The following is a 22,501-nucleotide window of genomic DNA, read 5'->3' on the forward strand; positions in this document are numbered from 1 at the left end:
TGCCCGTCAGCATCCGGCGCATCTACGGCTACCAGCTCAGCAGATCGTAGCCGTCCTCGGTCACCACGAGCTGTACCTCGCACTGGGCCGAGTCGCTGCCGTCCTTGGTGCGCACGCACCACCCATCGCCCTTGCTAATCTTAATGTCGGGTGTTCCGGCGTTGACCATGGGCTCGATAGTAAAGACCATGCCCGGAACCATGATAGTGTCCACGTCGGGCGCCTCGGTGGTAAAGCCCACAAACGGGTCCTCGTGGAACTCCTTGCCAATGCCGTGGCCACCGTACTCGCGCACCACGCTAAAGCCGGCGTCCTCGACCGTCTTTTGTACGGCCTCGGCCATCACGGAGAGCGGCAGCCATGGCTTGACGGCTGCCAGACCCGCCTCCACGCTGGCGCGGGTGACGTCGACCAAGCGCTGGCGCTCGGCCGAGACCTTGCCGATGCAGAACATGCGGCTCGAGTCGCTAAAATAGCCGTCTAAGATCGTTGAGCAGTCCACGTTGATGATGTCGCCCTCGTGCAGCACATCCGCATCGCAGGGGATACCGTGGCAGACTACGTCATTGATCGAGGTACACACGCTCTTGGGGTAGCCCTCGTAGTTGAGGTCGGCCGGCGTTCCACCATGCTCGACGGTGTAGTCGTAGATCATCTGGTCGATCTGGTTGGTGGTCATGCCCGCGGTGATATGCTCACCCACATAATCGAGCACGCCCACGTTGATGGCGGCCGAGCGCTTGATGCCCTCGATATCGGCAGGCGTCTTATAGAGCGTGCGGGGCAGGACGTTCCAGCCCTCTTCCCACAGGCGCTCGAGGCGCTCATCAAAGGCGCTGTGACATTTCTTGTATTTTTTGCCGCTGCCGCACCAGCAATCGTCGTTGCGGCCGGGTACGGGTCCTTTGTCATACATGGCTAACTTCCTTTCATCCGAGGCTAGTATAGCCCACCCGCAGAGCAGCTAATTTGGGACGGGGCTTTTTTGACTGCTTTTGTCCGCGCGGCCTTGCGCCGCCCATATCGCTCCCAAAAGCAGTCAAAAAAGCCCCGTCCCAAATTAGCTGCTCTTGGGCAGACGGGTGCTAGTAACTCACCTGGCAGGGGATGCCGAGGGCGCGCACGCGTGTGGCAATGGCGTCGAGCACCTCAGGCGCCGCTTTGGCAAGGCCGGCGACTGGTGTCTCGCGCGCCACCGTGTAGATGGTCGCCTCCTGCGGACGAATGCGCTCGAGCGCCGCAAGCCAAGGGCCGACGTATTCGTCGCCCGTGTTGTCAATAGACTTGCCTTGGTACTCGCCGGTGAGGAATAGCGTCTGAATGATAACGTGGCCCTCAAAGCTCGCGAACGTCTCGATCTGGTGCTCGACGTCGTAGGGACCAACGGGCTGGTCGAGCAGCTGGATAAATGCCGGATCGACCGTATCGAGCTTGAGGATGTTGTCGTCGACCATCATGAGCGCATCATGCACCTGGGGACGGTCGGCGCGCGTGCCGTTGGAAAGCACGGCAATCTTGGTGTTCGGGGCCAACTGGTCGCGAAGCGCGACAGCGCCGGCGATAGCCTGCGGGAACTCCGGTGCGGCGGTGGGCTCGCCGTTGCCGGCAAACGTGATTACATCGGGCAGCTCACCCTCGACCGTCATCTCGCGTAGTTTGGCTTCGAGTGCGTCGAGCACCACGGCAGCCGTGTTGTGTGGCTCGTGGCAGGGGCGTTCGGCGTTGAGTCCGTTTTCGCAGTAAATGCAGTCAAAGGTGCAAATCTTGCCGCTGGCAGGCATCATGTTGACGCCGAGCGAGAGTCCAAGGCGTCGGCTGCGGACGGGCCCAAAGATGGGGCTGGCATTCAAAAACGTAGACATAGGCATATGCTCCTCGGGACAGTTGTACTTAAGCATAGCATTGGCCCCCGTGCCAATCGCGGGTCTGGACACTGTTGTCTAAGCCGAAACTGTGCAGCCTGGTGAGTTTTCGGAACCCTGTCATGAAAGGGTGCGAGTCGGGTACAGTAAACGCATTTAAGTATGCGCAACATGGCGCCAGACTGTCCAAGTCACACCTCGGTGCGGCCTGATGGCGTTGACGATAGGATCACAACATGGATTTTACGGTCGAAAATGCGGGCACCACGATTGCCTGCCGCGAGTATGCCGGCCCGGATGTATCGTCCGATGCGCCCGCCTTGGTGTGCGTGCACGGTGCGTGCGTCGACGGCACATTTTTTGACGGCATCGCCCGCGAGCTCGCCTGTGGCTATCGCGTCATTGCCTATGACCGCCGTGGTTGCGGCGAGAGCGACGATGCGGCAGACGGACGCTACGATCTGGCAGTTCAGGCTGCCGACCTGCGAGCTGTTATCCAACATGCCGGCGCCCCGGCAAATGTCCTCGCGCACAGCGCTGGCACGCTCGTTGCCCTTGAGCTCCTTCATGCGGATGCGGCGGCAGTGTCGTCTGCGATTTTGCATGAGCCGGCCGTGACAGGCGAGGGCGTTGGCTTGGGCGCAGCCCCGGTTTTGCTCGAGATGGTTGCGGCGGGGAAAGTTTCGAGGGCGCTGAGGGTCTTCTTGGGCGCTATTGGAGACCCCGATCCTGAAGCTCCCGGTATAACCAAAGCGGAAGCCAAACATGCTATGCGCAATGGACGTGGCTTTATGGCGAACGAGTATGGACTTGTCATGACGTATGGTCCCGATTGGGATCGAGTTCGCGCATCAAAAACCGTTGCCGCCGTCTGCTTGGGAGAGCTTTCGGCCGATACGTCCCGCGCGGCAGGTGCACGAGCGGCTGCGGAGTTACTGGGCTGCCCCGTTGTAACAATTCCGGGTGCGCATAACGGTCTTCGAGATCGACCGGTCGCAGCCGCCAACGCCGTCCGCGCCATTCTAAGCCGCTGATGCGTCGGTGACTCATACAGGAGAATCAATAAACATTGGTGTCTTGCAATAAATCAATCTTGAGCTGCATATTCGCAGAGGTAATTGACCCGTTCTATTGCTATTAAAAATATTACAACAATTGTGCACCTGCCTGCTCTGCAAGATGTTACTCTAGTAACGTTTAACGGGCGTACCGTTGCCAGGCCAACGACGGAAAGGGCCGCATATGCTCAATAAATATGGGGGTAATCTTACTGCCAGCGAGGCCGCCGCCGAGGTCGCCCGTGTCGAGAAGATTTACCCCGTGGTGCGCCTGCTTTCTGCCGAACAGATTGATAACGAGCATAACTGCCTGTTCTTTGGCGATCAGTGCCCTTGCTTGCGTCAGGATTGTCGCAAGGTGCTCGGGGGTTCCGATGAAGTGTCTGAGCGACTGACGGGCGACGGTATCGAATACTGTGCTTCCGCGCGTCCCGTGACGGTTGAAGGCGAGCGACGCGTTTTACTTGTGGCACGCCCGGTCAATGAGCAAGAGGTGGCAGATGAGGAGGCGGCCTACACCGATGTGGTGACGGGCGTTCGCAATCGTCGCTACTTTGATGAAAGACTCCGCACGCACCATGTATCCGGTGGCGTGGCGATCGTTGACCTCGATGATTTTAAGATGGTCAACGACGCTTATGGCCATCATGTCGGCGATTTGGTGCTTGGCGTCGTCGCGGCCGTTATACGCGATAACATTCACTCGACCGATCTGCTTGTGCGCTATGATTGCGACGAGTTTGTGGTCGTCATGCCCGATATTGCCCCCGATGATTTTGCCCGCCGCTTGCGCCATGTGTCGGAGGCCATTCGCTCTGCTGTTGTACCGGGGAATGAGGAGATCGACCTATCGGCCTGTGCGAGCGGCGTTCGTGTGAGCGGTGAGACGATCGAGGAAGGCGTGCATCGCGCAGCCACTCTCTTGAATCGTGCGAAGATCAGACGCGGCACGGTTGTGACGGATGCCGATGCAAGCGAGACGATCAGGAACCAAAAGCCCCTGGTGCTGATTGCCGACGATTCCAAAGTGAGCCGGTCCATCCTCGGTGAGATGCTCAAGGACGACTATCGCATTCTAGAAGCCGATAGCGGTCGCGCCACGCTCGATGCGGTTGACCGTTATGGTGGCGACCTGTCCCTCGTGCTGCTCGATATTGCCATGTCGGACATGAGCGGCTGTGAGGTGCTGGCCGAGCTTTCGCGTCAGGCAGCCCTCGATAGCCTACCTGTAATTATGATCTCGAGCGAAGATACCGACGACGTGGTGTTACGTGCTTACGATTTGGGCGCCTCGGACTATATCAGTCGCCCGTTCGATGACCGCATTGTGCGTCGTCGCGTCAACAATATTATTCGACTGTATACCAAACAGCGTCGTCTGACGAGTCTGCTGTCGCAGCAGTACAATGCGCGCGTCAATAACAGCCGTATACTCGTCGACATCATGGCGAGCGTCATGGAAGTCCGTAATGGCGAAAGCGGCAGGCATGTCACGCATATCGAGAAGTTGACTGAGCTGCTGCTTGGCGACTTGGCGCGACGGAGCGACAAGTACTCTCTTGGCAACGAGGAGCGTTCTTCGATTGCGTTGGCGTCGGCGCTGCACGATATCGGCAAGATGTCGATCGACGATGCGATTCTCAACAAGCCCGGACGTCTGACGCCCGAAGAGTTTGAAATAATGAAGACGCATACTACCATTGGTGCCGACATGCTGCGCAATCTGGGCAGAAACCATGAAGGAAGTGCCCTTTTGGACTATGCGTACCAAATCGCCCGCTGGCATCATGAACGTTGGGATGGTACGGGCTATCCTGACGGTCTTAAGGGCGACGATATCCCCATTGCCGCTCAGGTGGTCTCGGTGGCCGATGTGTACGATGCGTTGACGAGCGTACGTGTGTACAAGGACGCCATTTCGCAAGAAGAGGCGATTCGGATGATTTTGGACGGTGAGTGCGGCGCTTTCAATCCGCTGCTTATCGAGTGTCTGCTCGAAGTGCGCGATCGCATTGCCGAGACGCTGGAGCGCCCTGCGGACGTTGTCGCGTTCCCTTCGGTTTAGCTAGGCAAAGGGAAGCCCCGTCGGACCATGTGGCCGGCGGGGCGTCCTTATCTGTTGTGCGGTTCGCGAACTAGCGGGCCTGCTTTACCTTGGCCGCCGCCTCGACAAACGACTTCCACAGGTTAAAGTCGGTCTCGAGCGTCTGCCAGGTGTACTCGGGATGCCATTGCACGCCCAGGCAGAAAGGCTGGCCTTCGACCTCGATGCACTCGGGAACGCCGTCGGTTGCCTTGGCGACCAAGCGCGTGCTCTTACCCAGACGCTCGACGCAGCAGTGGTGTGCGGAGTTGGTCTGGATCAGCCTGTGCCCGCCAACCGCGCGCTCCAGAAGCGAGCCCGGCACGACCTCGACGGGATGCACGGGGTCGTTGAGCACGTGGGTATGGCGCCACTGCGTGCGACCCTCGCGCGCGCCCAGGCTCGGTACGTCCATGCACAGGGTTCCGCCGGTGGCGACATTGAGCAGCTGCGTGCCGCGGCAGGTGGTAAAGAGCGGCTTTTTGGCGCGGAGCACCTCGTCGACCAGCTTAAACTCAAAGCTATCGCGGATCTCGCAGCAGAGGGTGGGGTCGTAGGGTCGATCATCGCCCCAACGTTTGGGATTGACATCGGGGCCGCCGGGAATGGCGATGCCGTCGGCGATATCGACGTAATGACGGATGACCTCAATGTCCTCGGTGATGGACATCTGCAGCGGCAGGCCGCCGGCGGCAAGGATGGCATCGACAAAGACACTGGCGATTTCCTCGTTGGGGGAGAGCGTCTCGCTTAAAAACGGCTTTGCCTCTTCCCAGCGCGGCGCCACCAGGATGAGCGGGCGGTCGGCGGGGGCAACGTCGACGTGCGGGGTATAGGACGAGGAAGTACGTGTTCCGATCATGGGTGCTGCTTTCGAATCTGAAGGTGACAGGGCGCATGAGAGACGTGGGACAACACTTTCAATGGATTTGTCCCACGGGGTTGCTGGTTAGTGGCCCTTGATGGAGTTGAGGAAGTCCTGGGCGCGCTTGGTCTGGGGGTGGTCGAAGAACTCGTCGGGCGTGCCGGTTTCCACGATTTGGCCGTCGGCCATAAACACGACGCGGTCGGCCACGCGGCGGGCAAAGTTCATCTCGTGCGTAATGACGATCATCGTCATGCCCTGCTGGGCCAGACGGACCATGACCTCGAGCACCTCGTTGATCATCTCGGGGTCAAGGGCGCTCGTGGGCTCATCAAAAAGCATGGCCTTGGGTTGCATGGCAAGCGAGCGGGCGATGGCTACGCGCTGCTGCTGGCCGCCCGAGAGCTGTGCGGGCACCTTATCGGCCTGTTCGGCAACGCCCACGCGGCCCAGCAGGTCCATGGCGCGCTCGCGGGCCTCGTCCTTGGAGACGCCCAGCACGTCGACCGGTCCCAGTATGACGTTCTGCAGCACGGTCATATGTGCGAACAGGTTGAACTGCTGAAACACCATGCCCAGCTCGGCACGCATACGGGCAAGGTCCTTGCCTTCCTGCGGCAGGGGCTCGCCTTCGATGAGGATCTCGCCCGAGTCGATGGTTTCCAAGCGGTTGATGGTTCGGCACATGGTCGACTTGCCCGAGCCCGAGGGGCCGATCACGACGACGACCTCGCCGCGGTCGACCGAGAGATTGATGTCGTTGAGGACGTGCAGATCGCCATAGTGCTTATCGACGTGCCTGAGCTCGATCAGCGGCTGATTGCCGGTGGAAGAGGTGCTCTGTGCCATGGTGCTCGGCTCCTTATGACTGGAAATGGTAAAGCGTTAGCGGATGATGGTCGCGCCGGTCTTGTGCGAAACGTAGACAGCGGCCTTGTTGATCGCGACGTTGATGAGGATGTAGATGACCGCGATTACCAGGTAGACCGACACGAGGGCGTCGTAGTTGGTAATGAGCACGCGGGCATTTTGCATGAGGTCGGGGTAGCTCACCACGTAAGCGACGGTGGTGTCTTTGACTACGACCACAAGCTGCGAAATCAACGAGGGAATGATAAACCGAATCGCCTGCGGCAGCACGATTTTAAAGGTGATTTTAGCTTTGGAGAGACCGAGCGCTTGGGCTGCCTCGACCTGCCCGCGCGGCACGGCGTTGACGCCCGCGCGAAAGATCTCGGCCAGCACGCCGGCTGCAGCGAGCGCGACGGGGAGCGTGAGCATCCAAAACGACGGCAGCGCAATTTTGTACTGAGGCAGCACCAAAAAGAAGAAGTAGATGAACAGCAGGCTCGGTACGCCGCGGAAGAAATCGGTGAGCACGCGGCAGACCAGCTGCAGCGGCTTAATGTCGCTGGTGCGGCCGAGCATAAGGGCTAGGCCCAACACCAGCGCGATGGCGCCAGCGGTGAGTGCGACTTTAACGGTGCCCTCAAAGCCGGCAAGCAGGAACTTCCAGGTGGTGAGGTGCGTAAAGAAATACCAATAGTGGACCGAAAGCTGACCGGTCACATAAAAGCGCTGCAACACGAGGACGGCGAGCGCGGCGACGGCAACAAGCGAGATAGCGGTGCCGATGCGAATCTTGGCGCGCATCTTGGGGCCGGGAGCCTCGTAGAGCGCATCGCGCATGGTGAGCGCGGAGGTGGAATGCTTGCTCATCGGAGGATCCTCACCTTCTTATCGATGTAGTTGCCAATGTGGCTCACCACAAAGGCCGTGCCCAGGTAGCCGAGCGCCGAGATAAAGAACGCGGCGACGCCGCCGAGCGAGCGCGTGTTGATGTAGCTCACCACGCCGGTGAGCTCCTGCGGTTGAAGCGGTACCTGGCTGCCGAGTGCGGTGGTGAGCATGACGGCGATAAAGAGGTTGGTCATGGGCAGCACGCTCGAGCGCAGTGCTTGCGGAATCACGATCTTGGCGAGGATGCGGCTGAAGCTCATGCCGAGCGAGCGCGCGGCTTCCACCTGGCCGACGCCGACGGTGTTGATGCCGCTCATAAAGTTCTCGGAGCCAAAGGCCGAGCCCAAAAGGACCGTGGCGACGATAACGCAGGTGCGGTAGGGCAGGACGACCTTGAGCGGCGGCAGCGCATAGACGACGATGATAAGCAGCGCGATGCCGGGGATGTTACGGAAGACCTGAACATACAGGTCGCCAAAGATGCGCAGCGGCTTGAGCGGCGACACGCGCATCACGGTGACAGCGACGGCCAGCACCATGGCGATGGCAAACGACTCAAGCGTCATGCCCCAGGTTGCTAGCAGCGCGTCGATATAGTTCTGGCCATAGAGCGACCAGAGCTCGGAGAGACTCATGCGGACCTCCCGCCGATAAGGAAAGGGGCTCCCGTGTGTACGGAAGCCCCGACAACTCAGTGTGGAAACAGTTTAGCGCAATAAAGCGCATCGTGCGTTTCCGTATGGTTTCGTAGCGGCCGTTACTGGGCTCGCTGTCTAGGCGCCGATCTCGGGCAGCTCGGGAACGTTGGTGTCGCCCGTGCGATCGCCGATGCAGATCTGCCACAGCTCGGTCCAGGTGCCATCGTCCTCGATCTTCTTAAGGAAGTCGTTGACAAAGGCGACGCCGTCGGAATCGAGCGGCAGGCCGATGCCGTAGGGCTCTTTGCTGCCGAAGGGCTTGCCGGCGATCTTGTACTTACCGGGCTCGCGGACCAGGGCGCTCTGCTGCATGTTGTTGTCGATGACGTAGGCGTCAACGCGGCCCTGCTGAAGTGCCTGGCGGGCCTCCTCGTCGGTCTTGAACTCCTGCTGGCTGGCCTTGGGGGCGAACTCCTCCAGGATGGCGGGGCCGTTGGAGCCGGACTGGACGGCGACGTTCTTGTCGGCCAGGTCGTCGACGCTCTTGATGTCGTCGTTGTCGGCGAGCACCAGGATGGCCTGCTGGGTGTAGTAGTAGGGGCCGGCAAAGGAGACAAGCTTCTTGCGCTCATCGGTAATAGTGTAGGTGGCAAAGACGGCGTCGACCTGGCCGTTCTGCAGGACGGACTCACGCGTGTCCGAGGTCACCTGGGTGATTTCGACCTTGTTCTCGCCCAGAATGTAGTTGGACAGGAGCTGCGCGATGCCGGCGTCGAAGCCACGGGTCTTGCCGTCCTTCTCGTTGAGGAGGGAGAAGAGCGTGGAGGTCTGAACGCCACCGATCTTAAAGACGCCGGCGTCCTTGACGGCCGTGGCCCAGGTGCTGGCGGCGATGGCGTCATCATCGGCCTTGGGGCCGTTGTCGACGAGCTTGTCGAATGCCTTGGCATCGAGCGTGGTGGAAGCCTCGGTGTCCTCGGGGCTCTTGGAGGAGCCGGCGGCGGAACCCTTGTCGGCCTCGGCGCTGGTGTCGGAGCAGCCGGCAAGACCAAGGCCGGCGACGGTTGCAAAGGTGGCGGCGATGAAGCCGCGACGGTCGAGAACGACCTGCTGGGAGAGGTTCTTGCTCATGGTAGAACACCTTTCTCAATAAAATCCCTAGCGGTTGAATAGAGTTATACCCTATTGCGCTCAAATGGGTCAACACGAAATAACTCAGAAACATACTTACCTTATGGGTAATTCTACCTACCAAAAAGGGACAGGTTTATTTTGGCAGGTTTTATCTGGGAAAACGTCAGTTATTGCAGCTGAGATAGCGTTTTGCGGACGGCATGGTCGCTCGCGGCGGTCGCTATAATGGCGGCAACGCGACATATGGCGGCCTGCCTCGCTGTTTTGTCTCGATCTGTAAAATCTGCAGCCATTTTTGCCGAGTAACTGTTACAGATTGAGATTTTCTCTTTAGGGGGATTTGAGTGTCTCGATCTGTAACATCTGGACGGACAAAAGGTCTCTATCTGTTACAGATTGAGACAAACAACAGGGGCAAAGACGGTTTGTCTAGATCTGTAACAATTGGGCGAGGATTTGTCCTCTAGGTGTTACAGATCGAGACAATTGAGTTGGGAAAATAAAAACCTCCGCAGGGGTGCTTCCCTTGCGGAGGTTTTTCTACTCGTTCAGCAGGCGTACCGCTTCGGCGGCCATATTCTCAACCGTCATGCCGTTCTGAGCAAGCAACTCGTTGGGGTCGTAGCGGTCGGGAAAGCCCTTGGCGATGCCAAAGGTGCGCGTGCGCACGGGCGTGCAGGACAAGTAGCACGCGACGCGCTCGCCCCAGCCACCGTCCAAGATGCCGTCCTCGAGGGTGACGACAACGCGATGCTCGGCGGCAAGGCCATCGAGAGACTCGCGGTCAAGCTCGGTTGCAAAGCGCGGGTTGACGAGCGTGGCCTCTATGCCGTATTCGGCAGCCAAGCGGTTTGTCACGCGCTCGCCCAGCTCAAAGAAATCGCCAAGCGCGAGCACGGCAACGTCGCGGCCCTGATGCACCACGTCGTAGCGAACGGCGCTGTAGTCGGTGTCCTCGGCGGGCGCCAAATCGGGGCGGCTGACCAGGCCAATGCCCGGAACGCGGATCGCCACGGGATGCTCGCGGTGGTCGAGCGACCAGCTCAGCATGGACAGGTATTCCTCCATGCAGGCCGGTGCCAGATAGCGCATGTTGGGAAGTCCGCCCAGCATGGATATATCAAAGAACGAGAGGTGCGTCTCGGATGTGGTGCCAAAGATCGACGCGCCAAACACCAGGATGGTTGCGGGGGTGTCGTTGAGGCACAGGTCGTGCCACAGCTCGTCGTAGGCGCGCTGCAAAAACGTGCCGTACACACCAAAGACTGGCTTGGCGCCCGAGCGCGCAAGCGCGGTGGCAAAGGTCACGGCGTGCTCCTCGGCAATGCCCACATCGACGAACTGTTTGCCGGCGGCAGCGCGAAGCTCGGGTGTAAAGCCCATGATGTAGGGCGTGGCGGCCGTGATGCCCACGACCCGCGGATCGCGCTCGATGGCGGCGCTGAGCGCCTCGCCCGTAATGTCGGCATAGGTGCGCGGCGCAGGCTCGCTCGGATGGCCCGGGCAGAGCTTGCGCCCGGTTGCCATGTCAAACGGACCCACATGGTGCCAGCGCTCGGGGTCGCTCTGGGCCGGCTCAAAGCCCTTGCCCTTGGCGGTGGAGACGTGCAGCACGATGGGATGATCGATATTGCGTAGTTCCTGCAGCGCGTCGACGAGGGCTAACACATCGTTACCGGTGTCCAGATAGCGATAGTCGAGCCCCATCGCGCGGAAAACGTTGCGCTCACAGGCGCCGTTGCTGGCGCGCAGCTCGGCCAGATTGCGATACAGGCCGCCATGGTTTTCGGCGATGGACTGGTCGTTATCGTTGACGATGATGATCAAGTTGCTGTCGAGCTCGGCGGCATTGTTGAGGCCCTCAAACGCCAGGCCGCCCGAAAGCGAACCGTCGCCAATGATGGTAATGACGTTGTACGCGTCACCCGCCAGGTCGCGCGCGTGGGCAAGGCCGCAGCCCAGGCTCACCGACGTGGAGGTATGGCCCATGGCAAACAGGTCGTGCTCGGACTCGTCGGGATTGGCAAAGCCAGAAGCCTCACCATAACGCTCCGGATCGATATAGGTGTACGCGCGCCCCGTCAGCGCCTTGTGGGCGTAGGTCTGGTGCGAAACGTCAAAGACAATCTTATCGATGGGGGAGTTAAACACGCGATGAAGCGCAACCGTAAGCTCAACGACGCCCAGGTTGGGGGCAACGTGCCCACCGACGGCGGCGGAGCTTTCGAGGATTGCCTGGCGGATCTCGCCGCAGAGCAGCGGAAGCTCGGCGCGGTCGAGAGCCTTGACGTCCTCGGGCGTTGTCGTTTGCGTAAGCAGCATCGTTGTGGGTTACTCCATGCGAATCGAGCGCCGGCGCTCCCTCGGCCGGCACAATTGCACAAAACAGTCTCGCACATTTTGGCGTTTGATATGTGACGGCGGCGCGGTAATTCGCCAACTGGTGGGGCAAAACGTTTTGTCCGATGCCATACTGGTAGATTCGATGATGATTTATTCAATGCGTGCAGGCCGTGGCTTGTCGCCGTGAGTCGCTGGAAGGAGGCAGCATGTCCGATGTCGTTCGTGCCGAGAAAATCGCGCACGAGGTCGACTGTGCCGCCCGTCAGCTCGCCCAGGCGGGCCGTCTGGACCTGACGCGCGAGTTTATCCAGCATGGCGATGTGACGGTCTATGCACATGTGACTTCGGTAGCGCGGGCGAGCCTGTCCTTTGCCGAGCGCTTGGGCCGTGTCGGTATCTCGGTCGACCGCGCCTCGTTGCTGCGCGGAGCCTTGTTACACGATTACTTTCTCTACGATTGGCACGATCCCGACCCAAGCCATCGGCTGCATGGCTTTCGGCATCCGTTTTTTGCCCTGGCGCGTGCGGAGGAAGATTTTGAGCTGACGTCGCGCGAGCGGAATATTATCGTGCGGCATATGTTTCCGCTGGTGCCGGTGCCGCCGACGTGTCGTGAGGCATGGATTGTGTGCCTGGCGGATAAATGGTGTGCTCTGCGCGAGACGATCGCCGGCCGTCTGCCGCGCAAGGACGAGGCAGACGATGGCGTGAGTGAAGAATCGAGCGAAAAGAGGAGAGGGTAGACGGTGGGGACCGCGATCGACATGGCATTTGACGGCGCGACGCTTGCCGCCTGTCCGCTCTCGGCACTGGTGCTCTCGTTTGCCTTTTACGGGTTTTGCGGTTGGGCATGGGAGTCGACAGTATGCGCCATGCTCAACCAAGGACGCTTTGCCAACAGCGGATTCTTGCTGGGGCCGTGTTGCCCTATCTATGGTGTGGGCGGCATAGCCTGCTGGCTTTTGCTGCGCGGGATTCCGGATGCCTCGAGCCAATTTGTCGCCGCGGCGCTTGTGTGCAGCGTAATCGAGTACAGTGTGGGCCTTCTATTGGAAAAGACAACAGGCGCACGCTTTTGGGACTACTCGCACCTGCCGTTTAACTTGCACGGACGTATCTGCCTGTACTGGGCCTGCGCGTTTGGCCTGGGCGCGTTGTGCATTTGTCGTTTAGTGGAGCCGGCATTGCTGGGACTGCTTGGCCATCTGCCGGTGCTGATTGTGCGGCTGTCCGCCTTTATCGTCGCGGTTGCGATGATGGTCGACGCGGTGTTCTCTTTGGCCAGTTGGCGTCGCCTGTCCGATCAGCTGGAGCGTGTGCGCGCCGACCTTGCCGACCGCATCAATGAGTCGCTTGCCGATGCCTCGGACTCCATGCTCGAACGTATTCCCGATTCGACGATCGACTCGGTAGCGCAGACGCATATCCGTAGCCGCGCCGTTAACGCGTGGCTGGCCGAGCTGGGCGACGCGGCGCTCGATGCCCTTCGTGAGAAGGCTTCGATGCCGACGTTTATCTCGGATGGTGCTCGCGGCCTGGCGCTTGCCGCCCGCCGCGTGGCCGATGCCGCGCCGAGCATGCCGCGTCCGTCGCTCAGTCGTCGCCTTGCCGGCAAGCGCATGAGCCGTCCGGTGCCGAGTGTGTCGCTCAGCCGTCGCGACCTGCGCTTCTTCAATGCTTTCCCGCGCTTGCGCATCAATCGCTACGAGGGCGTCATTCGAGCAACTAATCTCCGCGACCGCGCCCACGAGCTGTTTCGGCGCTAGCCGGGACGGGCACGCTCACGGCTCCCTTGCTCGCGTATTTCCCGTTCGTTTCGCGCCCGTTGCCGTGCCGTTTCCAAGATTGCGGCACCGTTTCCATTCGACAACGCAGCGTTTAACAACGCCGTATCTGGTCTACACCAGTTGCCCCTCGGCCGCATTATGGGCGCCGACAACGTTCATGCGATCAAGGGGGAGCGAATGTACGATACGGGATCGACAACGTTTATGCTCATCTGCACCATGCTCGTGTTTTTAATGACACCGGGTCTGGCGTTTTTCTATGGTGGCCTGTCCAGGCGCAAAAATGTCATCAACACCATGCTCATGTGTTTTGGCGCCATTGGTCTGGTTGGTGTGCTGTGGATTGTCGCCGGCTGGTCGCTGGCCTACGGCGGCGACGGCTCGAGCCCGTTTATTGGAGGCCTTGACCAGCTGCTGTGCTTGCCGGTGCTCAACCAGGTGCTGCAGGCGGCCGAGGGCAATGCTGCGGACGGTGCCGTCTACCCTCAAATCATCAACATCACCTTCCAAATGGCGTTTGCCATGATCACGGCTGCTATCGTCACGGGCAGCCTGGCCGGCCGCGTTAAGTTTGGTGCCATGACGGCCTTCCTGGGCATTTGGCTGCTCGTGGTCTATGCGCCGCTCGCCCACATGGTCTGGGGCGGTGAGGGTTCCTTTATCGGCGACGTCATCGGCGCGCTCGACTTTGCGGGCGGCGACGTGGTGCACATCTCGTCCGGTCTCACGGGCCTGATTCTCTGCTTAATGCTCGGCCGTCGTCGCGGCTTTGGCATGGTGAGCTACCGCCCGCATAACGTGCCGTTTGTGGCGCTGGGCGCCGGCCTGCTTTGGTTTGGCTGGTTTGGCTTTAATGGCGGCAGCGAGTTTAAGGCCGACGCCGTGGCCGCGCTCGCCATCCTCAACACCGTGACGGCCAGCGCGGCGGGTATGGTCTCGTGGCTTGCCGTTGAGCGCGTGCGCACCGGTCGCCCCACGCTGGTGGGTGCCAGCACCGGTCTGGTTGCGGGCCTTGTGGTGGTCACGCCGGGTGCGGGCTTTGTCGAGCCGTGGGCAGCGCTGGTCATGGGCCTGATCGTATCGCCTGTCTGCTACCTGGCCATTAGCCATCTCAAGACCAAGTTTGGCTACGACGATGCGCTCGACGCGTTTGGCTGCCACGGCATCGGCGGCATCTTGGGCGGCGTGCTCACGGGCCTGTTCTGCGTGCCGGAGCTCTCGTGGACCGGTAAGGGCGGCCTGTTCTACACGGGCGACGTGTCGCTGCTCATCTCGCAGATCTTGGGCATTGTGGTGACGGTCGCTCTTGTACTGGTGCTCGATTTGGTGATCGCCGCGGTGGTCAAGGCGCTGTTCCGCGGCAGCCTGCGCGTGGACGAGGCAGACGAGGCGCTGGGCCTGGATGCGAGTCAGCACGGCGAGAGCGCGTATCCTTCGTTCTCCGGACTCGATTAGCAGCTTCCCCAAGCACCGCACCTTGCCGTTCAATCGTCGCGCGGCTTTCCCAGGCACCCGACCTTACCCCTCAAACCGTCGCTTGCGTACCGAAGTACGCGGCGCTCCTCTTTCGGGGCAATCTCGGGCACCTCGAAAACCCGCGTCGTTGAATGGCAATTCATTTCTTTTATTGAGAGGAATTCACTATGAAGAAAATTACGGCGATCGTTCGTGCCGAGAAGCTTGAGGTTCTTAAAGATGCGCTGTTTGCTGCCGATGTTCGTGGCATGACCATCAACCAGGTGCAGGGCTGCGGTGCGCAGCATGGCTGGAAGGAATATGTGCGCGGCAACGAGTTGCTTGTCAACACGATCCCTAAGGTGCAGTTCACCCTCATCTGCGCCGATGAACATGTCGACGGCATTGTCGAGATTATCTGCAACGCCGCTCGCACCGGTGCCGTTGGAGACGGCAAGATTTGGGTTGAGCCGGTCGAGGAAGTTATCCGCATCCGCACCGGCGAACACGGCCCCGCCGCGGTGTAGAATCGACCGCCTGACGGGTGTGCCTCTCTTGGGGCGCGCCCGTTCTCGTCTACAATATCGTGCAGACGAAGGAGAGGCATGCCCATGATCAAGATGTTTGCGAGCGACTTAGACGGAACGCTGCTGAACGCCCTGCACGAGGCAGATGGGACCATCCGCCGTGCCATTCGCGAGCTGACCGAAGCTGGCCTGCATGTGGTTCCCGCGACCGGGCGCTCGACGCTGCCGATCGGCGAACATGGCTTTACAGGTCTGGCGCTTGACGCCTGCTGCTCCAACGGATCCATCGTGCGCAACAGCCATGGCGAGGTGCTCAAGACCTGGACCATCGACCCGCAGGTTACCGAGGAGCTGCTCAAGGCGTTCCCGGACATTTGCTTCGACTGCTCCACGCCCGATGGCATGTTCTCGAGCGGATCGTTCGAGATGCACCAGGCGGGCTTTAAAAAGGACAGTCCTATCAAGCGCATCGTGATGCGCGGCATGCGTGCACGTGGGGGGTATCACGAGGAACAGTATTTCGACCAGTCGATCGGTGACATCCTGCGCCATGACGTATGCAAGATCAATTGTCGCGTGACCTCGCCCGAGCTGGAGCGCGACCTTAAGGCGTATTTGGCCGAGCGCTCGGACCGCGTGGTCAACGCGCCGTTCGATCCGGTGATGTTTGAGATCACGGACGTGGCGTGCAACAAGGGTGAGAGCGTGGCCTGGCTGGCGGGCTACTACGGCATTGCCGAGGACGAGGTCGCGGTTTACGGCGACGGCGGCAACGACATCGCCATGCTCAAGCGCTTCCGCCACAGCTACGCGACCAAAAACGGCAGCGATGCCGCCAAGGCCGCCGCGAGCGCGACTATCGGCAGCTGCATGGTCCACGCCGTCCCCAAACACATGCTCGCCACCATGCATAAGCAGAACTCCCGCACCATCATCGAATAATGTGGCAAAGGGACAGTCCCCCTTTGTCACGGGGCCTGTGTTCTCGGAATACGAACATATATTCGTATATATAACTAGGCTCTGGTAGAATCGGTATCGTTGACGGCAGTTCCATGTGCCGGGCAACGCCCTCCATCTGATGGGAGGTGATGCCCATGACCGATTTGATTGATTTCGTGAGACTTTTGACCGCTTTGGTCTCGTTCTTCACGGCGCTTGTCGGCCTTTCCGAGGCACTCAAGCAGCGCTCGAAGCGCAACAGAAGGGGTCGCCGCCACTAAGGCGTTGACCCCCTAATGCAAACAACGGCGTTGCCCAGCCAACTACAACTTGGGCTGCCGTTAACACTATTCTACCCACGAATGACATTTTGGACAATCGGTAATGCCGCTCCAAAAGCCAGGCGGAATGTGACAAAGGGACTGTCCCTTTGTCACATTCCGGGGTTCTCGACTAGCCAATGCTCGTAAGCGCGTTGCATGAGCTCGGCCTTGTCGGCTTTTTTGCGGCAGCCCTTCTGCTCCTCAACGGCCAGTTCATAAGCGCCGCTCTGCTCAAAAGCGCTGGTATCCCAAGCACCGTGTTCAATGCGAGACCATACGGCATCGATGAGGTGTTCGAGCTCGGCAATGTCATCGGTGCTGGCGGTCGTCGAGAACGGCGGACGCAACTCATTCGTTGCCTTGTCGGGCTCGACATAGTAGTCGCCCATGGAAGTGACGGTGTAGCCATAAAACTCGGGCGACGCTTCGACCAGCAGTTTGTAGAACCTGAGCTGACGATGGTAGCCTGCAGGGACTTCTTTGCCAAAGCCAGTCTTGTAGTCAACGATCTGCACCGTTTTAGCTGCATCGTCAACGAGGAGCAGGTCGAGAAAACCAAAGAGCGGAGTTCCTTCGGTGGTCAGGCACTGCATATTCGCCTCTGTGATGCAGCGATAGCCATGCACATGCTCGACAAGCCAGGGGACGAATGCACGACAAATGCGTTCGAAGCGCTCCGAATAGCGATGGACGTCCTCGGGGGCAAAATCGAGCCACGAAATCTGCTGGCGATACTCGGCCTCAATTGTCTCAATCGCCGCCTCGCCATCGGTTGCCATTCTATTAACGATCTCCTCGAACATCGCGTGAACGATGGTGCCGAATTCGGTTTGGATCGTGGGCGCCGTGGGTAGGCGCACAATCTGCTTCTCAGGGAAGTGCAGACTATTTGCGCATCCAGGCTCGTACGTCACAAAGTTGTTGAGCGCTGTGGCAGAAAGAAACTTCACGTCGGTATGAGGTTCCAGAAGCGCGCGGAGCTCGGGCGTATCGAGCACGTAGTTGTCGCGCCACTCGGTTTCGATTGCAACGCTGAGCTGGTCTGCTTCAGCAGAAACCTCGCAAGAGTCGATAAGCCCCGTGAGCTCCTGCAGTGCCGACCCGCCGGCACGGTACAGCTCGAGGTGTCGTTTAGCGCGCGTGATGGCGACAAACAACAGGCGGCGCGCGTCGTCATCATCCTTTTCATCGCGAATAAGCAGGTTGGACGGGTACAAGCTCATGCCGCCGGCGCCTTTGTGCCAAGTGGAGTCGTCGGCATCGAGCAGGTAGACGCAGTCGAATTCCAGGCCCTTAGAGCTATGGGCGCTGGTGAGGCGAACAGCTCCCGGCGTGCCGAGGTCGATCGATGCGTCGATACTCACGCCAAACTTTTGAGCGGCATCGAGCTTGTCGACAATATCGGGCAGGCGAAGCGCACGTCCCATACGGCGTGCGTCTCCCATTTCACCTTCGGCAAAGGTGAGCAGGGCGCGGATGCCGGCATTGAATTCGGCTGCGCCCAGCGGATCTTGTTCCTTGCAATCCTGATAATAGCCAAGGCTGCGTTCGACAATTCTAAAGAGCAGTGGCCTGACAGGGGAGGCGCTGGCTTCGGCCGCCCACTGCATAAGGCCGTCGTACAGTTCTTTGACGCGGACGTTATCGCTCTCGTGCATGGCGGCCATCCAGTCGCCGCGATGCTCACGCTTGGCGTTGAGCGCAAACGCCACGGATGACGGATGATCTCCGCCCAGCTCGGTGGCGCAAATGATCTGGGGGAGATAGCTGCTTGCCAGTCCTTTTTGCCCGCGGGCAAGCGCAGTAACGCAACGCAACAGTGCCAACGTCGTCTGCATACGCTCGGAGGCAAAGAGATTCTGCCGCTCGCGATACGAAAACGGCACGTTCTCCTTAACGAGGAAGGGAATCAGCGAGCGCAATGCGGCGTGTTTGGCAGAGATGACTGCAATTCCTTCATTGGGATCTTCGCAGTCATCGAGGTAGCCAGCATCAATCCTCTGCCTAATGCTCGCGGTAACGGCGGCGTATTCCTCGGCTTTGCCGGTGTAGACGCTCTCGCTAAAGCTGACTTGATCGCCTTGAGGCTTAAAGGCTTCGATTGACTTATTCGAGCTGGCATCGAGTCGGTATTCGATTTGCTGGGCGATAGCTTGACCAAGCTCAACGATGGCGGGCGTGGAGCGGTAATTGGTCTTGAGCACGATGTTCCGGGGCGAAAACTCGGCCGCAAATTGGTTGGCACATTCGATCGTGGCGCCCTGAAAACGCATGATGGCCTGATCGTCATCGCCGACGGCCATGATATTGGGCGCATCAACGCCGTCGCAGAGCAGCTCGATGATGCGCATCTGGGCACCATTGGTATCCTGGAACTCATCAACTTGGATATAGGTATAGGTGTCTTGGAGTACTTGGCGTAGCGCGTCGTTGTGCTCGACGGCGTCGACAAAATCGCCAATCATGTCGTCGTAATCGTAGAGATGATGTTGGTCGAGCTCATTTTGGTAGCGACGTGCAACGTCGCAAGCAGCCTTAAGTCGCTCGCTTTGCTCTGCAATCTTAAACGTGCGCCCCTGAGAGTTGCTGCCTCCAAAGAAGGCATCGCGCACCTTGGTGTATCCCGAGGATTTGCCCTTCTCATCGATGAGCTCGGTGCGGCGAACGGTGTCGCGCAACTCAAGGATGTACGGCACGTATGTGCCGGCGGGACAGTCAATCGGGCGGGTGAGCGATGTGGGTGCCATGGCGCAGGCACGCTCGACCTCTTCCTCAAAGCGTTCGGCTAACACGGCGCTTGCCCTTCCACAGACGAGCGTAAGCAGCTCGGAATGTTCGGTGAGCCAGGCAGCGGCGTCGATATTCTGCTGCGCGATGGCGCTCAGCGTGTCGTAGTCCAGGCCACTGCGTTTGATTTTGGAGACAAAGCCGATCATCTTACCGATGTTTTGTGCAGGCATATCAGGTGACCCTCCGCCTAACGGAGAACCAAAGGGCAGCGATTTGAGCAGCCGATCAAAAATCTCTTGCTGGTGCAGGCTGGTAACAAGCGTGTCGGTCGAAGGGCGCATGAAGTACTCGGGATAGCGCGACCTGATGCTGCTTGCAAATCCGTGAAACGTGCTGACTTCGATGCCGTAGGCGTCGCGGCCGATGAGCTCAATCAGGCGCTTGCGCATGGCCTCCGCGCCCGCCTCGGTATAGGTGAGGCAGAGGATGTTGCTAGGGGCGGCGTCGCGTTTGGCCAAGATGTTCGCCGCGCGCAGGCTCAGCAGCTGCGTCTTGCCGGTGCCGGGGCCGGCAATGACGAGCAACGGACCATCTAGGCATTCGACGGCCTCGCGCTGTTCGGGATTCAGGCGCTCGAACGATACGTTAAAGTTGGGGGTCATGTTCATGGCAGTATTACCTGTCTTCCTGGTAGAGCGCACGCGTGCTATCGAGATAGTTGAGATACATATCGATGGCACTTTGAGGTTGAACGATCTTAATGAAGGTGCTGAGTTGCAGCAGCCAGCCAAAGAACTGCGGAGACAGCGGGGCTTTGACGGTAGCCAGCAGGCGCCCATCCTGGTTCTCAAAAACAACGGCGTCGAGCCCGAACTTGTCGATGAGCGGGTTCATCGCGCGGTCGTCGAGCTCTAGCACGACGGTGGTCTTGTCGGCCGCGTAAACGCCAAACGACGGCGAAACGTGATCTTCGAGCACATAGCCTGCGATACGCGGATCTTTGGTCGCGGACTCTTCGGATACCGCCACATCGAGCATGCGATCGACGCGATAAGGCGTGAACGGCTGATGACCCGAGCCGGCATTGGCCCATTTATCTCTAAAGCCAATCATGTAATAGAGCTCGTCGGAGTAGATAAGGCGCACAGGTGTGAGCTCGTAGGTCTTTCCGTCATGATTAAGGGCCTTTTGCTTGGCGGCGTCGTAGTGGAAGTAATGGAAGCGGATCTTGCGTTTTTCGCGCATAGCCTGCTGAATCAAGTCGATGTTGAGCAGGGCATCAGAGTTTTGCATCTTCACGCGCGAAGGCACGTCGACACGCTTGTGCATAAGCTCGCGTTCGCCCAGGCTGGCGAGGCTCTGCAGCTTGCCGATGAGGTGGTCGGTCAACTCATCGGTCAAAAACGGCGAACTCTGAACGGCGTCAACAAGCATGATGAGCTCTTGCAGGTCGAGCGGGCGTGAGACCAGCGCCCATTCCTTGCCACCGCGCTGGTTGATGTTGAGCCCAAAGTCGCGAAGCGTTTGCAGGTCGCGATAGATGGCCTTTCGCTCTGCCTCAAGGTCGTGATAGGCGAGCTCCTCGATAATCTGCTGCGTTGTGAGCCCGTGCGTGCTGTCGGTCTTTTCCATCAAGGTTTTAAGCAGGAACAGAAGCCTGAGCTTTTGATTTGGTCTGTTCGCCACGTTGTCTCCTTTCGCCGGCAGGGTACCAACCGGAGATACAAAACAAGACCCGTTATTGGGACTCATTGTAGTCCGCGCGACCGTAGTATTCGCAGCAATAAGAGCTCGAATAGGGCGAAAGGTGGTTAAACGGAAATCGGCGGTTTGGCTGGATGGTGTGACATGCGCTCTATTGGCTTGGGGCCGGTTCCGGTTTACAAGGATCAGAACAGGAGAAATGCGATGGCAGACATCAAAGTCTTTGCCGAGAATCTTGAGGATTCAACCAAGGAGCAGATCGAGGAGATTTCCAGCTGCCCGGCGTTTGAAGGTGCCAAGATCCGCATCATGCCCGATGCCCATAAGGGCAAGGGCTGCGTGATTGGCTTTACGGCAAACTTGGGCGACAAGGTGATTCCCAACCTGGTGGGGGTCGACATCGGATGCGGGATGTACTGCGTGCCGCTTGCGGAAACCATCGCGCGCGACGACCTCATTCAATTCAATCGCGATGTGAAGCGCGCGGTGCCCACGGGCTTTAGCCTTCATCGCGATCCTGCCTGCGTACTCGCGGACTTTGACATGGAGTCGCGCGATTGGCTTCAGGACAAGCGCAAGGTTGAGCGCTCCATGGGCACGCTGGGCGGCGGCAATCACTTCATTGAACTCGACGAGGACGAGGATGGGTGCCAATATCTGGTCGTGCACACCGGCTCGCGCAACATGGGCAAGCAGACGGCGGAGCATCATCAGGCGCTGGCGCAGAAGACGTGCACGGCAGATATCCCCGACGAGCTTAAGTATCTCGTGGGAGATCTTTCTGCCGAGTATCTCGTCGATATGCATAACTGCCAACGCTTCTCGAATCAGAACCGCAAGGCGATTGTCACACAGATTGTTGAGCGTACGGGAATTCGGCTCGACGGAGACGGCTTTACCACCATGCACAACTACATCTCGGAAGGCGGCATGATTCGCAAGGGTGCCATTAGCGCTCATGCGGGCGAGATGGTGCTGATTCCGTTCAACATGCGCGACGGTGCCGTTATCGCACGCGGCAAGGGAAACGAGGACTGGAACTGTTCGGCGCCGCACGGGACGGGTCGCGCGATGAGCCGCACCAAAGCGTTCCAAACGCTCGACACCAGGTCGTTCGTTAACGAGATGCACGATGCCGGCATCTACTGTCCGAGTGCATGCGAGACGACGCTCGATGAGTCGCCCGAAGCGTATAAGCCTGCGGATGATGTACTGAGACTCATGGCCCCGACGGTTGATGTTATTCACCGACTCATGCCGATTTGGAATTTTAAGGCTACTGGTAAGCGTGGTAGGCGTTAGGAGGGTTG

At 59.4% G+C, this 22,501-nt stretch carries 19 protein-coding genes; 9 read left to right on the forward strand and 10 right to left on the reverse strand.

Annotated elements, in window-relative coordinates; genetic code table 11:
* Positions 1-28 precede the first annotated feature (28 nt).
* Both map and ACQQ92_RS00710 read right to left on the reverse strand, forming a co-directional pair.
* Positions 29-916, reverse strand: a complete 888-nt coding sequence (gene map, locus ACQQ92_RS00705; RefSeq protein ID WP_427795534.1) for a type I methionyl aminopeptidase — start codon at positions 914-916, stop codon at positions 29-31.
* Positions 917-1,085: 169 nt separating this feature from the next.
* Positions 1,086-1,862, reverse strand: coding sequence for a radical SAM protein (locus ACQQ92_RS00710; protein WP_427795535.1), 777 nt, complete (start codon positions 1,860-1,862; stop codon positions 1,086-1,088).
* Between the two features lie 236 nt (positions 1,863-2,098).
* Between ACQQ92_RS00710 and ACQQ92_RS00715 the strand changes: the two genes are divergently transcribed.
* Both ACQQ92_RS00715 and ACQQ92_RS00720 read left to right on the forward strand, forming a co-directional pair.
* Complete coding sequence (locus tag ACQQ92_RS00715) at positions 2,099-2,896, forward strand: alpha/beta fold hydrolase (protein ID WP_427795536.1); 798 nt, start codon at positions 2,099-2,101, stop codon at positions 2,894-2,896.
* A 208-nt stretch (positions 2,897-3,104) separates the two neighbouring features.
* Positions 3,105-4,985 (forward strand): diguanylate cyclase, encoded by a 1,881-nt coding sequence (locus tag ACQQ92_RS00720; protein WP_427795537.1) that lies wholly within the window; start codon positions 3,105-3,107, stop codon positions 4,983-4,985.
* 70 nt (positions 4,986-5,055) lie between these two features.
* Here the strand turns inward: ACQQ92_RS00720 and ACQQ92_RS00725 are convergent, their stop codons facing one another.
* The 6 genes from ACQQ92_RS00725 to ACQQ92_RS00750 form a co-directional block, all read right to left on the reverse strand.
* A complete protein-coding gene (locus ACQQ92_RS00725) occupies positions 5,056-5,865 on the reverse strand; it encodes a gamma-glutamyl-gamma-aminobutyrate hydrolase family protein (RefSeq protein ID WP_427718223.1) in 810 nt (269 codons plus the stop codon).
* 87 nt (positions 5,866-5,952) lie between these two features.
* Complete coding sequence (locus ACQQ92_RS00730) at positions 5,953-6,717, reverse strand: amino acid ABC transporter ATP-binding protein (RefSeq protein ID WP_427795538.1); 765 nt, start codon at positions 6,715-6,717, stop codon at positions 5,953-5,955.
* Between the two features lie 36 nt (positions 6,718-6,753).
* Positions 6,754-7,587, reverse strand: coding sequence for an amino acid ABC transporter permease (locus tag ACQQ92_RS00735; protein WP_373094275.1), 834 nt, complete (start codon positions 7,585-7,587; stop codon positions 6,754-6,756).
* Entirely contained in the window at positions 7,584-8,243 is a 660-nt protein-coding gene (locus ACQQ92_RS00740; RefSeq protein WP_154514877.1) for an amino acid ABC transporter permease, read from the reverse strand. Before ACQQ92_RS00740 ends, ACQQ92_RS00735 begins: the two co-directional genes overlap by 4 nt.
* A gap of 138 nt (positions 8,244-8,381) precedes the next feature.
* Complete coding sequence (locus tag ACQQ92_RS00745; RefSeq protein ID WP_427718227.1) at positions 8,382-9,377, reverse strand: glutamate ABC transporter substrate-binding protein; 996 nt, start codon at positions 9,375-9,377, stop codon at positions 8,382-8,384.
* 543 nt (positions 9,378-9,920) lie between these two features.
* Complete coding sequence (locus ACQQ92_RS00750; RefSeq protein WP_427795539.1) at positions 9,921-11,702, reverse strand: 1-deoxy-D-xylulose-5-phosphate synthase; 1,782 nt, start codon at positions 11,700-11,702, stop codon at positions 9,921-9,923.
* Between the two features lie 227 nt (positions 11,703-11,929).
* Between ACQQ92_RS00750 and ACQQ92_RS00755 the strand changes: the two genes are divergently transcribed.
* From ACQQ92_RS00755 to ACQQ92_RS00780, 6 genes are all read left to right on the forward strand, one after another.
* Positions 11,930-12,466, forward strand: a complete 537-nt coding sequence (locus tag ACQQ92_RS00755; protein ID WP_427795540.1) for an HD domain-containing protein — start codon at positions 11,930-11,932, stop codon at positions 12,464-12,466.
* 3 nt (positions 12,467-12,469) lie between these two features.
* Positions 12,470-13,489, forward strand: a complete 1,020-nt coding sequence (locus ACQQ92_RS00760) for a putative ABC transporter permease (RefSeq protein ID WP_427795541.1) — start codon at positions 12,470-12,472, stop codon at positions 13,487-13,489.
* Between the two features lie 198 nt (positions 13,490-13,687).
* A complete protein-coding gene (locus ACQQ92_RS00765) occupies positions 13,688-14,965 on the forward strand; it encodes an ammonium transporter (protein ID WP_427795542.1) in 1,278 nt (425 codons plus the stop codon).
* A 188-nt stretch (positions 14,966-15,153) separates the two neighbouring features.
* Positions 15,154-15,492, forward strand: coding sequence for a P-II family nitrogen regulator (locus ACQQ92_RS00770; protein ID WP_117734256.1), 339 nt, complete (start codon positions 15,154-15,156; stop codon positions 15,490-15,492).
* Between the two features lie 84 nt (positions 15,493-15,576).
* Positions 15,577-16,434 carry an HAD-IIB family hydrolase gene (locus ACQQ92_RS00775; protein WP_427728054.1) on the forward strand — a complete coding sequence of 286 codons (858 nt, stop codon included), beginning with the start codon at positions 15,577-15,579 and terminating at the stop codon, positions 16,432-16,434.
* Positions 16,435-16,589: 155 nt separating this feature from the next.
* On the forward strand, positions 16,590-16,715 hold the full coding sequence (locus tag ACQQ92_RS00780) for a hypothetical protein (RefSeq protein ID WP_373573398.1): 126 nt from the start codon (positions 16,590-16,592) through the stop codon (positions 16,713-16,715).
* Positions 16,716-16,867: 152 nt separating this feature from the next.
* On the opposite strand, the gene ACQQ92_RS00785 is transcribed toward ACQQ92_RS00780, so the two are convergent.
* Together ACQQ92_RS00785 and ACQQ92_RS00790 are read right to left on the reverse strand one after the other, a co-directional pair.
* Positions 16,868-20,155 carry an ATP-dependent helicase gene (locus tag ACQQ92_RS00785; RefSeq protein WP_427795543.1) on the reverse strand — a complete coding sequence of 1,096 codons (3,288 nt, stop codon included), beginning with the start codon at positions 20,153-20,155 and terminating at the stop codon, positions 16,868-16,870.
* Between the two features lie 7 nt (positions 20,156-20,162).
* The gene (locus ACQQ92_RS00790) at positions 20,163-21,173 is read right to left on the reverse strand and encodes a helix-turn-helix transcriptional regulator (protein ID WP_427793633.1); all 1,011 of its coding nucleotides are present in this window, start codon (positions 21,171-21,173) and stop codon (positions 20,163-20,165) included.
* Between the two features lie 222 nt (positions 21,174-21,395).
* Here ACQQ92_RS00790 and ACQQ92_RS00795 point away from each other — a divergent pair, with 222 nt between their 5' ends.
* Complete coding sequence (locus tag ACQQ92_RS00795) at positions 21,396-22,493, forward strand: RtcB family protein (RefSeq protein WP_427795544.1); 1,098 nt, start codon at positions 21,396-21,398, stop codon at positions 22,491-22,493.
* Positions 22,494-22,501: the final 8 nt, after the last annotated feature.

The organism is Collinsella sp. SGI.241 (assembly GCF_050312955.1).
In the GTDB taxonomy this organism is placed as follows: Bacteria; Actinomycetota; Coriobacteriia; order Coriobacteriales; family Coriobacteriaceae; genus Collinsella.

Coding starts and splice junctions, on each gene's coding strand:
- ACQQ92_RS00740 (WP_154514877.1), bottom strand. CDS start 8,243: ATGAGTCTCTCCGAGCTCTGGTCGCTCTATGGCCAGAACTATATCGAC.
- map (WP_427795534.1), bottom strand. CDS start 916: ATGTATGACAAAGGACCCGTACCCGGCCGCAACGACGATTGCTGGTGC.
- ACQQ92_RS00750 (WP_427795539.1), bottom strand. CDS start 11,702: ATGCTGCTTACGCAAACGACAACGCCCGAGGACGTCAAGGCTCTCGAC.
- ACQQ92_RS00745 (WP_427718227.1), bottom strand. CDS start 9,377: ATGAGCAAGAACCTCTCCCAGCAGGTCGTTCTCGACCGTCGCGGCTTC.
- ACQQ92_RS00710 (WP_427795535.1), bottom strand. CDS start 1,862: ATGTCTACGTTTTTGAATGCCAGCCCCATCTTTGGGCCCGTCCGCAGC.
- ACQQ92_RS00795 (WP_427795544.1), top strand. CDS start 21,396: ATGGCAGACATCAAAGTCTTTGCCGAGAATCTTGAGGATTCAACCAAG.
- ACQQ92_RS00780 (WP_373573398.1), top strand. CDS start 16,590: ATGACCGATTTGATTGATTTCGTGAGACTTTTGACCGCTTTGGTCTCG.
- ACQQ92_RS00720 (WP_427795537.1), top strand. CDS start 3,105: ATGCTCAATAAATATGGGGGTAATCTTACTGCCAGCGAGGCCGCCGCC.
- ACQQ92_RS00755 (WP_427795540.1), top strand. CDS start 11,930: ATGTCCGATGTCGTTCGTGCCGAGAAAATCGCGCACGAGGTCGACTGT.
- ACQQ92_RS00725 (WP_427718223.1), bottom strand. CDS start 5,865: ATGATCGGAACACGTACTTCCTCGTCCTATACCCCGCACGTCGACGTT.
- ACQQ92_RS00735 (WP_373094275.1), bottom strand. CDS start 7,587: ATGAGCAAGCATTCCACCTCCGCGCTCACCATGCGCGATGCGCTCTAC.
- ACQQ92_RS00730 (WP_427795538.1), bottom strand. CDS start 6,717: ATGGCACAGAGCACCTCTTCCACCGGCAATCAGCCGCTGATCGAGCTC.
- ACQQ92_RS00770 (WP_117734256.1), top strand. CDS start 15,154: ATGAAGAAAATTACGGCGATCGTTCGTGCCGAGAAGCTTGAGGTTCTT.
- ACQQ92_RS00765 (WP_427795542.1), top strand. CDS start 13,688: ATGTACGATACGGGATCGACAACGTTTATGCTCATCTGCACCATGCTC.
- ACQQ92_RS00715 (WP_427795536.1), top strand. CDS start 2,099: ATGGATTTTACGGTCGAAAATGCGGGCACCACGATTGCCTGCCGCGAG.
- ACQQ92_RS00775 (WP_427728054.1), top strand. CDS start 15,577: ATGATCAAGATGTTTGCGAGCGACTTAGACGGAACGCTGCTGAACGCC.
- ACQQ92_RS00785 (WP_427795543.1), bottom strand. CDS start 20,155: ATGAACATGACCCCCAACTTTAACGTATCGTTCGAGCGCCTGAATCCC.